Source organism: Pseudoalteromonas sp. APC 3694, from assembly GCF_030407565.1.
GTDB classification, from domain to species: Bacteria; Pseudomonadota; Gammaproteobacteria; order Enterobacterales; family Alteromonadaceae; genus Pseudoalteromonas; species Pseudoalteromonas tetraodonis.
On the sequence record NZ_JASDDE010000043.1, the window covers coordinates 13,761 to 31,767 of the forward strand.

Consider the following 18,007-nt stretch of genomic DNA (forward strand, 5'->3'; position numbering starts at 1 on the left):
TTAAATGCGGTGTTTTAATTTTAAGCTGATAACTTAAAGAAGCCTTTATGACTTATATCCATTTGGATTATTTGATTGCCAGCGCCAAGTATCTTGCATCATGACATCAATACCACGCTCAGCTTGCCAACCTAGTTCACTAAGGGCTTTTTCTGGCGCAGCATAACAGGCTGCAATATCACCTGGGCGACGAGGTGACACCGCATAAGGGATTGCTTGGTCGCTAGCCTTAATAAACGCATTGACCATTTGTAATACTGAATAGCCGTTACCTGTACCAAGGTTATAAACAAGCGCACCGGTTTCTGCGGCTATTTTATCAAGTGCTTTTAAATGCCCTAGGGCTAAATCTACAACGTGAATGTAATCACGAACGCCAGTACCATCAACCGTATCATAATCGTCGCCAAATACAGCAAGTTGCTTTAATTTGCCAACCGCAACTTGTGAAATGAAAGGCAATAAATTATTAGGAATACCATTAGGGTCTTCACCAATCAAACCTGACTCATGTGCACCGACAGGATTAAAGTAGCGCAAAATAGCAAACGCGAAGCGCTCATCTGATTTAGCGATATCTTGCAACATCATTTCAACCATTAGTTTAGACGTACCATATGGATTGGTTGTACCGCCAACGGGGAAGTCTTCGCGTATTGGTAAGCTTGCTGGGTCGCCGTATACAGTGGCGGATGAGCTAAATACCAGTTTGAATACACCCGCATCACGCATAGCATCAACTAGTGTTAGTGTACCTTGTACATTATTTTGATAATACTCAATGGGTTTTACGACCGATTCTCCCACGGCTTTTAGGCCAGCAAAATGAATCACACTTTCAATGGTATGCTTGGCAAATACCGAGTCTAAAAAGGGTTTATCTAAAATATCACCTTGATAAAAAGTAATTGCTTTGTCAGTTATTTTTTTCACTCTTTCAAGTGACTCTTCAGAGGAGTTACTTAAGTTATCGATAACGATAACCTCGCTGCCTTGCTGTAAAAGTTCTAAAACGGTGTGTGAGCCAATATAGCCTGCGCCACCGGTTACTAAAATTGCCATGAATGCTCCTTGGAAATCTCTGTTCAATTAAGTTAATTTCACCATAAATACTGAGCTTTTACATGTATTATTTTGTTTGTTTTGCAATCGTAACATCGCAAGCTGTACTTTCGATTACATTTTGTGCAATTTTAATAACACCTCAGCGTAAAGATTAAGTTATAGTTCATATGTAATTGCTAAAGTGATGTATAGCGATTTGTAAAATATTCAATTGATCACAATGATCAAAATACTCGTTGGAGAAACGTATGAACTTAGTTAAAAAAATAGCAATGTTGATGTGTATTGCACTACCGAGTGTTGTTTGCGCGGGTGAGGCTCAAGTGAAATGGCATGACTTTAATGATTATCGCGATGTACGCCCATCAAACCAAACTAAAGGCTCATACCATAAGCAAATTGCCAAAAATATTGATGAGCACTTTGCAAAGCTCAGTGAGCAGCTTCCTAAAAATTATAGTTTAAAAATTGAAGTAACCGATTTAGATTTAGCTGGTGACGTGCGCTATGGCGGTGTTAACGAAATTCGGGTGGTTAAACCCATTCACTTTCCACGGATTGAATTTAACTATGTGCTTAGTAATGAAAGTGGTGTTGTCGCACAAGAAGAAAACGTGAGCTTAAAAGATATGGGCTTTATGGATAAAATTAAAATGGGTCGAGACGAAGCATTTTACTATGAAAAACGCTTATTAACAGAGTGGTTTGGTGAGCAAATATTACCGCGTATCTAGCTAATAATGCAAAGCATCTACTTTGGTAGATGCTTTGCAAAGAAGTCGCTCATTTTTATTTAAAGGTCGCTAACAGCGTTAGTAAATTTTGTAGTTTAATAACCGCTTGTTTTAGTTTTTCTTCATCCAAACCGTCGCTCGATAAGCTTTCTACATCAGCGGCAACGTCTAACACGTAAGGCTTAAAACGTTTAGCTTCGAAACTAAATCCAGCGTCCTCGGCAAATAAGGCTTTAAATTTTCCGTGACCTTGCTGTTGTAACTCATCGAGTTTTTTGTCAGCGTCAAGTGCCTGACGGTAAACAATTTTTAAGTTGGCGTTGAGTTGTTCAATTATAGAATCCATGGTTTTCCTAAAGCTTAGTGCAATGTTGCCGATAAATACTTAAGTGGGTTGGTGAATTAATTTACCAATTCAGCGACTATAATACGTGTATTACAGTTAAAAGTCAGGTGTGAGTTATGAATATATCAGGTGGAAATCTATCTACAATGCCTGGTGCAGGCCAAGGCGCAGAAGTATTAACTGCTGCTTTATCTAAAAAGCAACAGCAAGCTGATGGTGCCGCTGCACTGGCACTTATTGAAGGTGCTACACAATCTTCAAGTGCGCAAACACCGGCTAAGTCGGTCACTGCAACACTTGGGAATAATGTAAACGTTTATGTTTAAACTAATTTGAGGTCGATAGGGGTTTTACTTTTTTGACCTCCTATTTCCCGAACTAGTTTAGGCACTAAAAATCCTGGCAGGGCTTTTAGTAGCTCGGCCTGAATTTTTATTGCTTGTTGTTCGTCAATATCAAAATGACTTGCGCCTTCTACCTTATCCAGTAAGTGTAAATAATAAGGCAGTACGTCCGCATCAAATAACGCTTCACTTAAGTTTATTTGCGCATCAACTGTATCGTTCACATCTTTTAAAATAACCGCCTGGTTTAACAGTAGCACATCTGCTTTTTTGAGCATGTTCATGGCGTTTTTAAAGTCATTATCTATTTCGTTTGCATGGTTAATATGATTAACGAATATAATTTTTAATGGTGACTTTGCTAATCTTTCACATAATTGTTCAGTAATACGTGCAGGAATAACCACAGGCAAGCGGCTGTGTATGCGCATGCGTTTAATTTGTGGTATTTGCTCAAGCTCATCTAAAAACCAGCTAATAGCATCGTCTTTGGCCATTAGTGGATCGCCACCACTTAAAATCACTTCGTTAATATTTTTATCCGATTTTATATAGCTCAATGCATCAATAAGACTACGTTTATTCAGTTGGTTTTCTTGATAAGGAAAATGGCGTCTAAAGCAGTAGCGGCAATTTACAGCACAACCGGTTTTAAACATGACTAAAACACGCGATTTATATTTATGTAACAGACCCGGTTGATTGTTATCTTGCTCAAGTAACGGGTCTTTATTAAACCCCGATTTAGTTAAAAACTCTTGATGGCGGGGCATAACTTGCAGCAATAAAGGGTCATTTGCATCGCCGTGACGAATTTTTTTTATAAAAGGCAATGGCACACGAACAGGGAACAAGCTACGAGCTTTTATGTCGTTTTCATGGACTTGGCTCGATAAACCAACCATTTCTAGCAACACTTTTGGGCAGGTAACTACATTTGCTAATTCTTTTTGCCAGTTTTTATGCAAATTTGCTTCATTTCTTTGTATCATTGGCACGTAGATTACTCGAAAAATATAAATAGAGGAAACGATGGCGAATTATAGCACCAACGAGTTCAAGGGCGGCCTAAAAATTATGATGGACGGCGAACCTTGCAGTATCTTAGAAAATGAAATGGTAAAACCGGGTAAAGGCCAAGCGTTTAACCGTGTTCGTATCCGTAAGCTTATCTCTGGCAAGGTACTTGAAAAAACCTTTAAATCGGGTGAATCGGTTGAAGGTGCTGATGTAATGGATACCGATTTAGCGTACCTATACACAGACGGTGAATTTTGGCATTTCATGAACAACGAAACATTTGAACAAATCGCTGCTGATGAAAAAGCACTGGGCGATGCTGGCAAATGGTTAGTTGAAAACGATGTATGTACTATTACATTATGGAACGGCAGCCCAATTGCTGTAACTCCACCAAACTTTGTTGAGCTTGAGATCACTGAAACCGACCCTGGCCTTAAAGGTGATACAGCAGGCACGGGTGGTAAACCAGCAACGCTTAGCACAGGTGCTGTAGTACGTGTTCCATTATTCGTACAAATTGGCGAAGTAATTAAAGTAGACACTCGCAATGGTGAATACGTAAGCCGTGTTAAGTAAGCTGTAACACGCCTTATTAATTAAATCCCGGCTTAAGCTGGGATTTTTTTTGGAGAAAATATGTCAGCAGATCTTTGGGCGCCGAGTGCCAGCATAGATACACTCAAGCAACGAGCAGCGATTATGCGCAGCATTCGTGAATTCTTTTATGTTCGTAATGTAATGGAAGTCGAAACACCAAGTTTAAGTGCTGCCAGTGTAACCGATGTACATTTAGCCAGCTTTGATACTACATTTGTCGGCCCAGGTCATGCTGGTGGGCTTCCCCTGTTTTTGCAAACATCTCCAGAGTTTGCGATGAAACGCTTGTTAGCGGCCGGCTCAGGCGCTATTTTCCAGCTTTGTAAGGCATTTAGAAATGAAGAAGCGGGCAGTCATCACAACCCTGAATTTACAATGCTCGAATGGTATCGTCCTGGGTTTGACGAATTTGCTTTAATGAATGAAATAGATGAGCTGATGCAGCTTATTCTTGAGGTTGCGCCTGCAGAGCGGATTACCTACCAACACGCATTTGAACGCACGCTAGGGCTTGATCCATTAACTGCCTCTATCACGCAGCTACAACAACTCGCATGCGAACATGGCTTTGCTGATATTGCTAAAAACGAGACTCATAAAGATACCTTACTGCAATTATTATTTTGTATGAAAGTAGAGCCGACTATTGGTCAAGACATCCCCTGTTTTGTGTATCACTTTCCCGCATCGCAAGCGGCACTTGCACAAATTTGTGAACACGATCAGCGAGTTGCAGGGCGCTTTGAGCTTTATTATAAAAATATGGAGTTAGCCAACGGCTTTAATGAACTCACCAATGCCAAAGAGCAAGCAAAAAGGTTTAACCAAGATAACGCCTACCGCGCTGCTAGTGGCTTAAAACAAGTACCTATGGATACGCGTTTAATTGCCGCATTAGAGCATGGTTTAGAGCAATGTGCGGGGGTTGCATTGGGAATTGATAGATTAGTGATGCTAGCAACCAATAAGCAAAAAATAAAAGAGGTGATTGCGTTTGATGTGGCAAGAGCTTAAAGCAGCTAATAGCTTAAAGCGGTCAGCTATCAGATAAAAAAACACCGCGCTTGCATTAAACGCGGTGTTTTTTATTCTCGAACTGACAACTGGTCGCAGTATTACAAATTAAGCGTAAACGTAACACCGGCTACGCGAGGCTCGCCTAATTGTGTGTAAGTTTGGGTTGCGTAACCATCTAACGGGTTGTTGCCAAATTCAAAACCGCGAGTTGGAACGGTTTCATCAAACACATTACGTGCCCATGCGCGTACAGCCCACATATCGGCTTCGTAACCAAGGCTTACATTCACTAAGTTTGTGTTTGGAGCTTGTGCATTATGGCTATCGGAGAAGTAATAATCATCTTTACCTTCAACACCTAACATAGCATATAACTCATCAGTAACATTGTAGCGTGCACTAAATGCATATTGATATTTAGGCGCTTGTGCTTGCTCACGACCGTCTTGATTTAAACCAGATTTAGTAACAAAGTCATTAATTTTAGTGTCTAAGTATCCGGCACTTCCGGTAATAAATAAGTTTGGTGTTAGTTGATAGCTGCCTTCAATTTCAAGGCCATAGTTACTGCCAGAGCTGGCATTGGCGACATAACCGGTAAATTGTTGGTCTGATACTTGCCACGACCTTAACTGAATATTGTCACGGTGCATATAAAATGCAGCTAAACGCAGGGTAAACTTATCATCCAATGAGCTGCCTTTAACACCAAACTCACCACTCCATAAGTACTCTGGATCAAAGCTAGTATGCTGTTTGAAAAAATCAGCATCTAAACTTAACCCTTCATCTTTTGCTTTTGCTAGCGCTTCTGAATTAATCCCACCGGCTTTGTAACCGCGCGTGATACTGGTATAAATCATGGTACGGTCAATAACTTGGTATTCAAGTGCAATTTTACCACCGAGCATAATATCGTCAGTTTCTTCAATAAAACCGTTACTATCGGTGTAATCTCCTTGATATTGCTCAACTCGTAAACCAGTAATAAGCGTAGTTTTTGGGCCAATTGCTGTGGCTAATTGGCCATAAGCTGCAATGTTATTAGTTTCATAGGTTGAAGCAAATGGGTTGGCTAACCACGTATATTGACGCTCTAAATCCACATCACGGTTTTGATAGTAAATACCCGCAACCCAGTTACCTGCTTTACCAGTAAATTGCAGATCGAGCGCTTGATCATCACGATCGCGGCTATAAATATCTGTTGAACTATAACCATCAGGATGTAAACCAGCGGCACATAATTGCGGCTTATTAGTATCGTTACACACCCAGTCTTCATCAAAGCTATAAAAAAGTTCTGTATCAATGGCTGAAAGGTTTAAGTTGACATCAAAGGCATCAAAACCAGTGTAAGTATTATTCAGGCCAATAGCATAACTTTGTTGATTATCTTCGCCTGGTTGATCAGCAAGGCTGTTGCGAGAATTATAAAGAGTAAATGCATCGTAGCCGTTATTAATATCAATATAATGCAGGTTAAGTTCTGAATTTAAATGAGCTGTGAGTTGGCTGTTTAATTTAAAGCGTGCAACTTGCTCATCTTGATCTTGAGTGGGTTTATCTAAATAAAGGTTGTCTACGTAGCCGTCAGACTTTCTGCGAAAGTAGCTAACGCGGGCACTGGTATCATCGGTTAAACCGGTACTAGCAGCAAGGCCTGCTTCGTGGCTGTTATAAGTGCCAGCGCCTAAATGTAATTTTAAGCTAGGATCGCTGGTTGCACTAGCTGATTGCATTTGAATCATACCCGCCATGCCATCGGCGCCAAAACGTGTACCTTGAGGACCGCGATAAATTTCTACTTGGTCAATATCAAACAATAATGAACTACCACCTAAGCCTGAATAATTAATACCGTCAATTACTAAGCCCACAGATGGGTTTATCGGGTCAACAAACTGCGAGCGTAAACCGACACCGCGAATTTGAATATAACGACCGCGAGACGCACCAGCAGCAAAGTTTACATTGGCTGCACTGGCTAACATTTCGTCTAAATATGTTGCACCACGTTGATTCATTTCATTTTCAGAAAATAAGCTGGCACTGGCGCTTAATGTTTGAATGCTTTCTTGCTGAAAGTCACCGGTAACAATGATTTTCTCTAGTTCGGTGTCATCTGCGTTAGCATATATAGGTGCTGCGAGCAGGGGTAATAACGTGGCTGTAATTAAAGACAAACGTAGGTTCATTAGGTTACTTAACTCCATTTTAGGGACTTGTATGGTAGCAATTATTTCAACACTTGTGCTATAAACGCGGCAATTATACGTTAAATAATTGGGATTACTAATATGACCTTTAAAGTAGACTTTAAGGTACGCGACTACGAATGTGACTTACAAGGTATTGTGAATAACAGTGTTTATTTTAATTATCTTGAGCACGCTCGCCACGAATTTTTATACGCACACGGCGTTGATTTTGCACAACTTGCGAAAGATAAAATTAACTTAGTGGTGATACGCAGTGAAATGGATTACAAACATTCCCTACTACCAGGGGATGAGTTTTATGTGGCGGTAGAGCCTGTGCGTATTAGTCGTCTTAAGTTTGCATTTAAACAAACGGTAGTGCGCAAACAAGATGAAAAAATGATGCTCAATGCCTTAGTTATTGGTACATCGGTTAATGAGAAAGGTCGGCCATTTTTACCACCACAGATAGATAACTTATTCCAAGCCGTTGCATAGTTTTAAATAGCATGAATTTTAAACAAAAATTTACATTTAAAATATGCATTTTTAACGGATAAACCTGACAAATATTGATACTATTACATTAATTAGACAATAAGTTAGTAGTAACATGAAATTAGCAGCAATACCGATGCTCGTAATCGGTTTATGTGTTGGTTGCGCATCAACAGGGACAGTTACCACTGAGCAGCTAAAATATACACAATGGCAATTATCAAAGGTTGATGATTTGGCTATTCCCGCATCTTTTAAAGCATCAATGAGTTTTATAGAAGCGCTACAAATAAACGGCTTTGCCGGATGTAATAAGTTTTTTGGTGAAGGCTCACTTGAAGACAGTAGCCTGAGCGTAAGCAAATTAGGTATGACACGTAAATCATGTGGCCCTGAACTGGATGAGTTTGAACAACAGTTTTTACAAGCTCTGCAGCAAGGTGCAGTGCTTAACATGCAAGACCAAACATTGGTAATGCAAGCTGAACAAAAATTTGTGTTTATCCCAAAATAATTTTTGAGTTTTGAAAAACAGCCCCTTGCAGGGAATTTTCAACTGACGTACACTCATCGCAGATTTGATCAAAACATTATCAAATCAACGAACAATTCAAATACTTGTCGGAGTGCCTAAGTTTTATTTAGGCTGAGATCGCGAAAGCGGGATCCGTGAACCTGATCAGGTTAATACCTGCGTAGGGAACAAGCTGCCTAACTAGGACGCTTGTGCGTCTTTTTTTATGCGCACAAAAAAGCAACATCCGTCTTAGGCCGCAAAGTCGCATAAAGCTACTTTACGATCTTTCTCTATTCCTCAGCGGAATATCTGACAAGACAACCCTTTAGCAATGAGGTAAGTCATGTCAAATACAACAAATAAAGCCACCCGTCGCGAAACTCGTGCGGCCGCATCAGATTATATTTATAACTTAACCGGTCAGCCGTTTCCAAGCTCCCATAAAGTATACGTTGCAGGTAGCCAGCAAGGCGTACGTGTGGGTATGCGTGAAATCACATTGAGCGATACTTTTATTGGTGGTGATGAACAAAACCCAGTGTATGAGTCAAATGCACCACTGCGTGTTTACGATACATCAGGCCCGTATACCGATCCTGAATTTAAATTGGATGTGCGCAAGGGACTTAATAAATACCGTGAACAATGGATTGAGAGCCGTAATGACACCGAAGTACTAGAGTCGGTAACCTCACAGTTTGCACAGCAGCGTATGGCTGATGATGGGCTAGATCATATTCGCTTTGAACATTTACCAAAAATTCGCCGTGCAAAAGCAGGTAAAAATGTCACCCAAATGCATTATGCCCGCCAAGGGATAGTCACCCCAGAAATGGAATATGTAGCGATACGTGAAAATATGGGGCGTGCGCAAATACGTGAAGAGTTACTAGCTGCGCAGCATAAAGGGGAGTCGTTTGGCGCGAGTATCCCTGAGTTTATTACTCCTGAATTTGTGCGTGCTGAAATTGCTTGCGGACGCGCTATTTTACCTAACAATATTAATCACCCAGAAACCGAGCCTATGATTGTTGGTCGTAACTTTTTAGTTAAAGTTAACGCCAATATTGGTAATTCATCAGTGGGTTCATCTATCGAAGAAGAAGTAGAAAAAATGGTGTGGTCAACCCGCTGGGGTGCCGACACCGTAATGGATTTATCAACAGGACGTTACATTCACGAAACCCGTGAATGGCTGGTGCGTAATTCGCCAGTCCCTATTGGTACTGTTCCAATTTACCAAGCACTTGAAAAAGTCAATGGTGTAGCAGAAGACCTAACCTGGGAAATATTTCGCGATACTCTGATTGAACAAGCAGAACAAGGCGTTGATTACTTTACCATTCATGCTGGTGTGCTATTGCGTTATGTGCCAATGACAGCAAAACGCGTAACCGGTATTGTGTCACGTGGTGGCTCAATTATGGCTAAATGGTGTTTAGCGCACCATAAAGAAAACTTCTTATACACTCACTTTGAAGATATTTGTGAAATTTTAAAACAATACGATGTGTGTTTTTCACTAGGGGACGGTTTACGTCCGGGCTCTATTGCTGATGCGAACGATGAAGCGCAATTTAGTGAGCTGCGTACCTTAGGGGAACTGACTAAAATAGCTTGGAAGCATGATGTACAAGTGTTCATAGAAGGCCCTGGACATGTGCCTATGCATATGATCAAAGCCAATATGGATGAGCAACTTAAACATTGCGATGAAGCGCCATTTTATACCTTAGGCCCACTGACAACAGATATTGCCCCTGGGTATGACCATATAACCTCGGGTATTGGTGCAGCGCAGATTGCTTGGTATGGCTGTGCCATGTTGTGTTACGTAACACCCAAAGAGCATTTAGGTTTGCCAAATAAAGAAGACGTTAAAGAAGGCCTTATTACCTACAAAATTGCCGCTCATGCCGCCGATTTAGCGAAAGGTCACCCTGGCGCACAAGAGCGAGATAACGCGCTATCAAAAGCGCGCTTTGAATTTAGATGGCATGACCAGTTTAATATTGGTTTAGACCCTGTTCGCGCCCGTGAATACCATGATGAAACACTGCCACAAGAATCAGGTAAAGTAGCCCACTTTTGCTCCATGTGTGGCCCTAAATTTTGTTCGATGAAAATAACCCAAGAAGTACGTGACTACGCCAAAGATCTAGAAGCGCGCGGTATTGATCCTAATAACGTGGGTGATGCCATTGAAATCAAAATGGTTGATGTAGAGGCCGAGATGAAAGCCAAATCTGAAGAGTTTAAACAAACAGGCTCAGAGATTTACCATAAAGCAACTTAAAATAGGTTGCGAGTTGCGAGCATCGAGCATCGAGTAGCGAAATGTTTATCTTAACATCTTGTTGCTCGAAGCCAGAGACCCGCAACTCGCAGCTAAATGTAGGAGTGTTTATGTTTTATAACATTGCTGTGGTGGGCTTTGGTTTAGCAGGGCGGTTGGCCGCGCTTGAGTTAAGTAAGCAGCACCGTATTACCGTATTTGAAGCCGATGATGAACATACTCAGAACAGTGCCGGTAAAGTGGCGGCGGCTATGCTGGCACCACTAGCTGAATCGGTTATGTGTGAACATGATTTAGCGCTATTGGGAGTAGATTCTATTGCTCGCTGGCCTGCTATTTTAGATGAGTTAAACAGTGAGGTGTTCTTTCAACAGCAGGGCACCTTAGTGGTTGCTCACCCGCAGGATAAAGGCGACTTACAAAGTTTTGCACAGCGAATAAAGCCGTTACTAAATTTTAGTGCCAAAGCGGTTAATACGCAGCAAATAGCGGATTTAGAACCTGAGCTTACAGGGCGTTTTAATCAAGGGCTATTTTTACCCGGTGAAGCGCAAATAGATAACCAAGCCTTTTATAAAGCCAGCTTTAGGTTGCTAAATAAGCGCAAAGTAAAGTTTGTGTTTAATCAACGCGCCAGCATCTTTGATAATAAAGTGAATAATCGAGAGTTTGATTACATTATTGATTGCAGAGGGCTTGGAGCCAAACAAGATCAGCCACTTCGAGGCGTGCGCGGGGAAGTGGCAAGGTTATACGCCCCTGAGGTTAACTTAACGCGGCCTGTGCGGTTAATGCATCCGCGTTACCCTATTTATATTGCACCTAAACCTAATCATGAATATGTCATAGGGGCAACGGAGATCGAATCGCAAGATACAGGTCCTGCAACTGTGCGCTCAACCCTTGAACTACTATCAGCGGCCTACACTGTTCACAGTGGTTTTGCCGAAGCGCGATTATTAAATATTCAAACAGGCTTACGCCCAGCGTTTAGCGATAATCGCCCACAGGTAAAAAAAACGAATAAGGTTATCAGTATTAATGGCTTGTATCGCCACGGCTATATGTTGACACCCGCGCTTGTAGCACAAGCACTATCGCAAATAGAGTGAGTATTAAATGAACATTACAATTAATGGTGAGCTTTTAAATGTGACTAGCCATGCACTGCTGGAAATAGTAAAAAACGTGGGTGCAATGGCGCCTTATGCCGTGGCTGTAAATGGAGAGTTTATTCCTCAGAGTCGCCATAGCCACGTTGTTTTAAATGAAGGTGACAGTATTGAGTTATTGTCACCTATCCAAGGTGGATAGTGCTATGCAAAGCAAAGACTGTTTAACAATTTATGGTGAACCAATCAATAGTCGCTTGTTAATTGGATCTGCGTTATATCCGTCACCAGATATCATGACGCAATCAATTAAAGCCTCAGGTGCTGAGATAGTCACCGTGTCACTTAGACGACAACAAAACGCGGCGGCAGGGAATGATTTTTGGCAATTAATTAAAAACACCGGTTTAAAAATACTGCCTAATACTGCCGGATGCCACAGCGTCAAAGAGGCTATTAACCTAGCTAAAATGTGCCGAGAAGTATTTGCTACCGATTGGATAAAACTTGAATTAATAGGCGATGACTATAATTTACAGCCCGATCCCTTTGCATTACTTGAAGCCACAAAAATATTGATTGATGATGGGTTTAAAGTACTGCCTTATTGCACTGATGATTTAGTGCTGTGTCAGCGCTTGAATGGATTAGGCTGTGAGGTGCTAATGCCGTGGGGCGCGCCTATTGGCACCGGTAAAGGATTGTTAAATAGTTATAATTTAAAAACCATTAGAGAACGCCTGCCTAATGCAACATTAATTGTTGATGCCGGGTTAGGTTTACCATCGCACGCCTGCCAAGCACTTGAATTAGGGTATGATGCTGTATTATTAAATTCAGCCATTGCAGGGGCGGGTTGCCCAGTGACTATGAGCCGTGCATTTAAAGCTGCGGTAGAGGCAGGGCGCTTTGCATACAATGCCAAAGCAATGCCCGAAAAAGACGTTGCAACCCCCTCAACCCCAACAATGGGTATGCCATTTTGGCATCAGCAGTAAGGAAAGAAAAATATGACAAACGTAGTGTGGACAATTGCTGGCTCTGATTCTGGCGGCGGCGCGGGTATTCAAGCCGATATTAAGGCAATGCAAAGTTTTGGTGTGCATGGTTGTACAGCAATCACCGCGCTTACCGCTCAAAATAGCTTAGGTGTAGAGGCCATTAATGCAGTGTCTACCGATATTATTGAGTCCCAGTTGCTTGCACTTGAAAAAGACATGAAAGCCAAAGTGATAAAAATTGGTATGCTTGCCAATGTGCAGCAAATTCAGTTAATTAGTGAGCACATAAGCCATTACAAAGCCAAATGGCCAACCCCGCCGGTTATTGTGTATGACCCTGTGGCTATTGCCTCAAGCGGTGACTTACTAACAGAAGAAGACACCGTAAGTGCGATAAAAGAATGTTTACTACCGCTGGTGGATGTAATTACCCCAAATACCCACGAAACCCAGTTATTAACGGGTGTGTATTTAATTGGCCCTGCAGCGATTAAAGAAGCGGCGAGTAAGCTGATGGCGTGGGGCGCAAAAGCGGTGGTGATTAAAGGCGGACATTGGGATTACCCAAGCGGGTATTGCATTGATTACTGCACACAAAACGCTGAAGACTATTGGCTAGGTAATGAAAAAATTCAAGTTCCTCATAGCCATGGTACAGGGTGCAGTATGGCGTCAGTAATTGCTGCGTGTCTTGCAAAAGACTATCCGTTAAAAGATGCGTTTATTTTAGCTAAAGCCTATATAAACCAAGGTTTAAAGCAATCAGTTCGCTATGGCGAGGGCATAGGGCCGGTTGTACAAACGCAGTTTCCTACCGATTTAGCGCATTACCCTCAGGTGATTGAACCGGGTAGCTGGTTAGGTGATGAGTTGGATTTTGATGTGCCGCTTGATTTTAATATGGCTGCTGATTTTGCAGCCTGTGAAAGTAAAAAGCTTGGCCTCTATGGTGTGGTTGATAGTATTGAATGGCTAGAAAAGTGCTTACAGCAAGGAATTAAAACAGCTCAGCTTCGTGTTAAAAATAAAACGCAGAATGAGCTAGATGAACTGATTGCCAAAGCGGTCACCTTGGGTGAGCAGTATAATGCGCAGGTATTTATAAATGATTACTGGCAACTTGCCATCAAACATGGCGCCTATGGGGTGCATTTAGGGCAAGAAGACTTAGAGAGTGCAAACTTAGTTGCTATAAAAGAAGCAGGCCTGCGACTTGGTCTCTCTACCCATGGGTTTTATGAAATGCTTCGGGCGCATAATTACCGCCCAAGCTACATGGCCTTTGGCGCGATTTATCCTACCACCACCAAAGACATGACAGGGCAAATACAAGGGCTTGAAAAGCTCAATAAATTTGTACCGCTTATGCAGAGTTACCCTACAGTCGCTATTGGCGGTATTGATTTAAATAGGGCGCAAGAGGTTGCTAAAACGGGCGTGGGCAGTGTAGCCGTGGTGCGTGCTATTACCGAGGCTGATGATTATGTAGAGGCAATCAATACCTTAAAATCGGTGATAAATGAGAATGCCTGCTAACATGCAAACGCAGCAGCTCAGCGACAAAGAAACTCTACGTTATAGCCGCCACATATTACTTGATGAAGTGGGGCTTGACGGGCAGTTAATGCTGAAACGTTCAACGGTTGCCGTAGTTGGTGCAGGTGGCTTAGGTAGTCCTGCGCTGCTGTATTTAGCGGCAGCTGGCATTGGGTCGCTTATTTTAATTGATGACGATGTAGTTGAACTGTCGAACTTGCAGCGCCAAGTGCTCTATAAAGTAAATCATTTGGGGCAAAACAAAGTTCGCGCGGCTGGAAAAGTGCTTGCGAGCCTTAACAATCAAATAAATATAATAACCCACACTCAAAAGCTGGATGATACCAACAGTGCGTTGCTCTTAAAAAACGCCGACATAGTGCTTGATTGCTCTGATAACTTTAGTACCCGTTATGCGGTTAATCGCTATTGCATTGCTAATAACACTCGCTTAATTACAGGGGCTGCGCTGGCAACTCAAGGGCAATTAATGGGGTTTGATTTTAGACAAAGTGACAGTCCATGTTACGGCTGTGTTTTCCCTCAAAGTAGCGATGCACCGGTTATAAATTGTAGTAATGCCGGGGTAATTAGCCCTTTACTTGGGATTGTTGGGTCAATGCAGGCACAATTAACCCTCAATATGTTGTTAGGTCATTTTAAGGGGAATGTGTTTATAACGTTTGACGCATTAAGCTTAAAGCAACAGTATTTTAAGATGACTAAGGATTTAGCGTGTAAAGAGTGTGGCGGGTATGAGTAATGAAAAGCTTGGCTTTTAACGTGAGTAAGCTCTCCGTCTACAAGAAAAGAACACCGCGGTTATTGAAAATAAACGCGGTGTTTTTTAAGCTCGAACTGGCACTACCTATTAATCATCAATTTTTGCAAAGGCAGTGCCTAAACGAGTAACTACCTCTGGGAGTTGATCGTCTAATATTTCTGCTTTGTTCGCACCCCATGCGAGCACAACCGTTGAGCCTAATTTAAAGCGACCCATTTCTTCCCCTTTCTTAAGGGTGATCGCGTTTTCGCCTTTAGTTGGGTAGTTCCAGCTAAACACATCACTGCCAGCTGGTGGAGTCACTGTGCCAGCCCAAATAGTTTCTATGCTGGCAACAATAGTTGCGCCTACTAAAACCATAGCTAGAGGGCCAATTTCAGTTTCAAAAATAGCTACTACACGCTCGTTACGGGCAAATAAATTTGGTACGTTTTGAGCGGTAAGTGGGTTTACTGAAAATAAATCGCCCGGTACATAAATCATTTTGCTTAGCGTGCCATCAATTGGCATATGAATACGGTGGTAATCTTTTGGTGCCAAGTAAATAGTTGCAAATTTACCGCCTAAAAACGCGGTTGTGTCGTCTTGTGATCCACCTAACAATGCTTGTAAGCTGTAATCGTGACCTTTAGCTTGAATAAGTTGACCATCAACAATGTCGCCTAGTTGGCTAATTGCGCCGTCTACTGGATGAATAATAATATCGTCATCTTCAACCATAGGACGCACACCGTCTTTTAACGGACGGGTAAAAAATTCATTAAAGCTTTTGTAATGAGCCGGATCTGAATATTTAGCTTCGCTCATATCTATTTTATATTGTTTAATAAATAATTTAATTAATGCGGTTGTTAACGCACCGGCTTTTGCTGCAGCAAGTTTACCTACCACACGAGAAATAAAGTGTTTTGGCATGGCATACTGCATGGCGATTTTAAATTTATCTAAACTCACAGGTTATTCCCTTATTATACGCGGGGCGCACGAGCGCCTGCACGGCCATCGGCCATGGTTTCTAAAATACGGTGGTAGCTTTCAAAGCGTAATTTTGAAATATCGCCATCGACTACCGCTTGTTTAATTATACAGCCCGGATCGTTTAAATGTTTACAATCTCTAAACCGGCATCCGCCTATAAATTCTCTAAATTCTTTAAAGCACCAAGTGACGCGTTCAACATCTAAATGCCATAGGCCAAATTCACGAATTCCCGGTGAGTCAATTAAATTACCCCCACTCGGTAAATGATGAAGGCGCGATACCGTGGTGGTGTGCTGGCCAAGCCCGCTGTTTTCAGACACTTCTTTAGTCAAAATTTCAGCATCCGGCAGTACAGTGTTAACTAAGGTAGATTTACCCACGCCACTTTGACCAACAAAAATATTGTTTTTGCCCGCAAGTACTTCTTTTAACTCATTAATGCCTTCGCCAGTTATATTACTAACCAGCAGCACCTGATAATTAAGCTTACGGTAAATGTCGAGGATTTGTTGTATTTCGTTTAAACCAGCTTCATCAATTAAATCAATTTTATTAAGTACTAAAATGGGTTCGATACCCATGTCTTCACAGGCAATTAAATAGCGGTCAATAATGCTCGGGGTAAACTCTGGCAGTACCGCTGAAACCATTAAAATTTGATCAATGTTAGCGGCAATCACTTTAACCCCATCATAAAAATCGGGGCGCGTGAGTTGTGAACGGCGCTCTTGAGTTGCTTCAATAACACCCGCTAAATCACCTTCACTTACTTTTGCACGGCGAAACAATACTTCATCGCCGCAAACCAAGTTCGATACGGTACGACGAATATTACAACGTAATACATCACCGTTTTGTGTTTCTACATCGGCATGTTGTCCAAAGCGGCTAATAACAATCGCATTTTCCACTTGACCTAAATTATCTGTTTGCCATTCTTGCGCGCCGACTTTTGCCGGTTTTGTATCGGCATTCGATAAGCGCTTTTGATGATTGGCCTTGATCCTACGGGATTGGCCTTTACTTAATTTTTTCTGTTTTGCCACTTGAGGCCTATAACCTGAGTTAAATGCCGAGTTTGCCAAAAAAAGCTTTAGCTCGACGGTTGATGCTAATATGATATATTGAAATGCGTTGGATCTAAAGAAAAGCACCGTTTAAGGTAATTATGACTATTAATAAATCAAATTTAATTTGGCTCGATCTGGAAATGACCGGACTTGAACCAGAGACTGACAAAATACTTGAAATTGCAACTGTTGTCACTGACGCTGATCTGAATATATTAGCCGAAGGCCCAACCATTGCCATTCATCAAAGTGATGAACTACTTGATGGTATGGATGAGTGGTGTACAACTCAGCATGGCAAATCAGGGCTTACAGCGCGTTGTAAGGCAAGTACTTTCGATGAAGCTTATGCCGTTGAGCAAACCCTCGCGTTTTTAAAGCAATGGGTGCCAGCGGGTGCTTCACCTATGTGTGGTAACTCGATTGGCCAAGACCGTCGTTTTATGAATAAGTATATGCGTGAGCTTGAAGACTTTTTTCATTACCGTAATTTAGATGTAAGTACCATTAAAGAACTTGCTCGTCGTTGGAAACCAGATGTATTGGCTCAAGTGAATAAAAAAGGGTCACATTTAGCGTTAGACGACATTAAAGATTCGATTATGGAATTAAAGGTTTACCGAGAAAAGTTTTTTAATTTATAAAAAATACTTGCAAAGCACCCTAATTATTGTAGAATCCTGCCCCGCTCAAGACGATAACCCCGCGGGGTTAGTGTATTTGAGCTTAAGTTAAAGATTCAAGATGAAAGGTTAAAGGTTAAAGGAACAAGGTTTAATATTGATAGAACCTAGAACCTAGAACCTAGAACCTAGAACCTAGAGTGCGGCACTAGCTCAGTTGGTAGAGCGCGACCTTGCCAAGGTCGAGGTCACGAGTTCGAGC

General features: G+C 41.7%; 19 protein-coding genes and 1 riboswitch. Of the genes, 13 read left to right on the forward strand and 6 right to left on the reverse strand.

What is annotated here, in order from left to right; all coding sequences use genetic code 11:
* Positions 1–45: 45 nt before the first annotated feature.
* Positions 46–1,062 (reverse strand): UDP-glucose 4-epimerase GalE, encoded by a 1,017-nt coding sequence (gene galE / locus QMA00_RS13930; protein WP_076922715.1) that lies wholly within the window; start codon positions 1,060–1,062, stop codon positions 46–48.
* A 251-nt stretch (positions 1,063–1,313) separates the two neighbouring features.
* On the opposite strand from galE, the gene QMA00_RS13935 reads away from it, so the two are divergent.
* Positions 1,314–1,799 (forward strand): DUF3016 domain-containing protein, encoded by a 486-nt coding sequence (locus QMA00_RS13935; RefSeq protein WP_076922714.1) that lies wholly within the window; start codon positions 1,314–1,316, stop codon positions 1,797–1,799.
* A gap of 55 nt (positions 1,800–1,854) precedes the next feature.
* On the opposite strand, the gene QMA00_RS13940 is transcribed toward QMA00_RS13935, so the two are convergent.
* Positions 1,855–2,145 carry a hypothetical protein gene (locus QMA00_RS13940; protein WP_010390514.1) on the reverse strand — a complete coding sequence of 97 codons (291 nt, stop codon included), beginning with the start codon at positions 2,143–2,145 and terminating at the stop codon, positions 1,855–1,857.
* Positions 2,146–2,261: 116 nt separating this feature from the next.
* Here QMA00_RS13940 and QMA00_RS13945 point away from each other — a divergent pair, with 116 nt between their 5' ends.
* Positions 2,262–2,471: a hypothetical protein gene (locus QMA00_RS13945; protein ID WP_016900295.1), complete on the forward strand. Its 210-nt coding sequence runs from the start codon at positions 2,262–2,264 to the stop codon at positions 2,469–2,471.
* On the opposite strand, the gene epmB is transcribed toward QMA00_RS13945, so the two are convergent.
* Positions 2,468–3,481, reverse strand: a complete 1,014-nt coding sequence (gene epmB / locus QMA00_RS13950; protein WP_076922713.1) for an EF-P beta-lysylation protein EpmB — start codon at positions 3,479–3,481, stop codon at positions 2,468–2,470. The genes QMA00_RS13945 and epmB overlap by 4 nt on opposite strands.
* Positions 3,482–3,521: 40 nt before the next feature.
* Here epmB and efp point away from each other — a divergent pair, with 40 nt between their 5' ends.
* Entirely contained in the window at positions 3,522–4,088 is a 567-nt protein-coding gene (gene efp / locus QMA00_RS13955; protein ID WP_010390517.1) for an elongation factor P, read from the forward strand.
* A gap of 60 nt (positions 4,089–4,148) precedes the next feature.
* Positions 4,149–5,123: an elongation factor P--(R)-beta-lysine ligase gene (epmA, locus tag QMA00_RS13960; RefSeq protein WP_076922712.1), complete on the forward strand. Its 975-nt coding sequence runs from the start codon at positions 4,149–4,151 to the stop codon at positions 5,121–5,123.
* A gap of 101 nt (positions 5,124–5,224) precedes the next feature.
* Here the strand turns inward: epmA and QMA00_RS13965 are convergent, their stop codons facing one another.
* Complete coding sequence (locus QMA00_RS13965) at positions 5,225–7,342, reverse strand: TonB-dependent receptor (RefSeq protein ID WP_290157743.1); 2,118 nt, start codon at positions 7,340–7,342, stop codon at positions 5,225–5,227.
* 84 nt (positions 7,343–7,426) lie between these two features.
* Here QMA00_RS13965 and QMA00_RS13970 point away from each other — a divergent pair, with 84 nt between their 5' ends.
* The 8 genes from QMA00_RS13970 to QMA00_RS14005 all read left to right on the forward strand — a co-directional run bounded on the left by QMA00_RS13970 (position 7,427) and on the right by QMA00_RS14005 (position 15,050).
* A complete protein-coding gene (locus QMA00_RS13970) occupies positions 7,427–7,825 on the forward strand; it encodes an acyl-CoA thioesterase (protein ID WP_010390522.1) in 399 nt (132 codons plus the stop codon).
* Positions 7,826–7,940: 115 nt separating this feature from the next.
* Entirely contained in the window at positions 7,941–8,339 is a 399-nt protein-coding gene (locus QMA00_RS13975; RefSeq protein WP_010390523.1) for an META domain-containing protein, read from the forward strand.
* Between the two features lie 98 nt (positions 8,340–8,437).
* A riboswitch (TPP riboswitch) is annotated at positions 8,438–8,544 on the forward strand.
* Positions 8,545–8,685: 141 nt separating this feature from the next.
* Positions 8,686–10,638: a phosphomethylpyrimidine synthase ThiC gene (thiC, locus tag QMA00_RS13980; protein WP_076922711.1), complete on the forward strand. Its 1,953-nt coding sequence runs from the start codon at positions 8,686–8,688 to the stop codon at positions 10,636–10,638.
* Between the two features lie 110 nt (positions 10,639–10,748).
* Positions 10,749–11,750, forward strand: coding sequence for an FAD-dependent oxidoreductase (locus QMA00_RS13985; protein WP_076922710.1), 1,002 nt, complete (start codon positions 10,749–10,751; stop codon positions 11,748–11,750).
* Positions 11,751–11,757: 7 nt separating this feature from the next.
* Positions 11,758–11,952 carry a sulfur carrier protein ThiS gene (gene thiS / locus QMA00_RS13990; RefSeq protein WP_069438852.1) on the forward strand — a complete coding sequence of 65 codons (195 nt, stop codon included), beginning with the start codon at positions 11,758–11,760 and terminating at the stop codon, positions 11,950–11,952.
* Between the two features lie 4 nt (positions 11,953–11,956).
* The gene (locus tag QMA00_RS13995; RefSeq protein ID WP_076922725.1) at positions 11,957–12,748 is read left to right on the forward strand and encodes a thiazole synthase; all 792 of its coding nucleotides are present in this window, start codon (positions 11,957–11,959) and stop codon (positions 12,746–12,748) included.
* A gap of 12 nt (positions 12,749–12,760) precedes the next feature.
* A complete protein-coding gene (thiE, locus tag QMA00_RS14000; protein WP_076922709.1) occupies positions 12,761–14,287 on the forward strand; it encodes a thiamine phosphate synthase in 1,527 nt (508 codons plus the stop codon).
* Positions 14,271–15,050, forward strand: a complete 780-nt coding sequence (locus QMA00_RS14005) for a HesA/MoeB/ThiF family protein (RefSeq protein ID WP_076922708.1) — start codon at positions 14,271–14,273, stop codon at positions 15,048–15,050. The genes thiE and QMA00_RS14005 overlap by 17 nt, the downstream gene beginning before the upstream one ends.
* Positions 15,051–15,158: 108 nt before the next feature.
* Here QMA00_RS14005 and asd read toward each other — a convergent pair whose 3' ends face one another.
* Together asd and rsgA are read right to left on the reverse strand one after the other, a co-directional pair.
* Positions 15,159–16,025, reverse strand: coding sequence for an archaetidylserine decarboxylase (gene asd / locus QMA00_RS14010; RefSeq protein ID WP_171036845.1), 867 nt, complete (start codon positions 16,023–16,025; stop codon positions 15,159–15,161).
* 14 nt (positions 16,026–16,039) lie between these two features.
* On the reverse strand, positions 16,040–17,098 hold the full coding sequence (gene rsgA / locus QMA00_RS14015) for a small ribosomal subunit biogenesis GTPase RsgA (protein ID WP_076922723.1): 1,059 nt from the start codon (positions 17,096–17,098) through the stop codon (positions 16,040–16,042).
* Positions 17,099–17,220: 122 nt separating this feature from the next.
* On the opposite strand from rsgA, the gene orn reads away from it, so the two are divergent.
* Positions 17,221–17,766, forward strand: coding sequence for an oligoribonuclease (orn, locus tag QMA00_RS14020; RefSeq protein WP_008115490.1), 546 nt, complete (start codon positions 17,221–17,223; stop codon positions 17,764–17,766).
* Positions 17,767–18,007 lie beyond the last annotated feature (241 nt).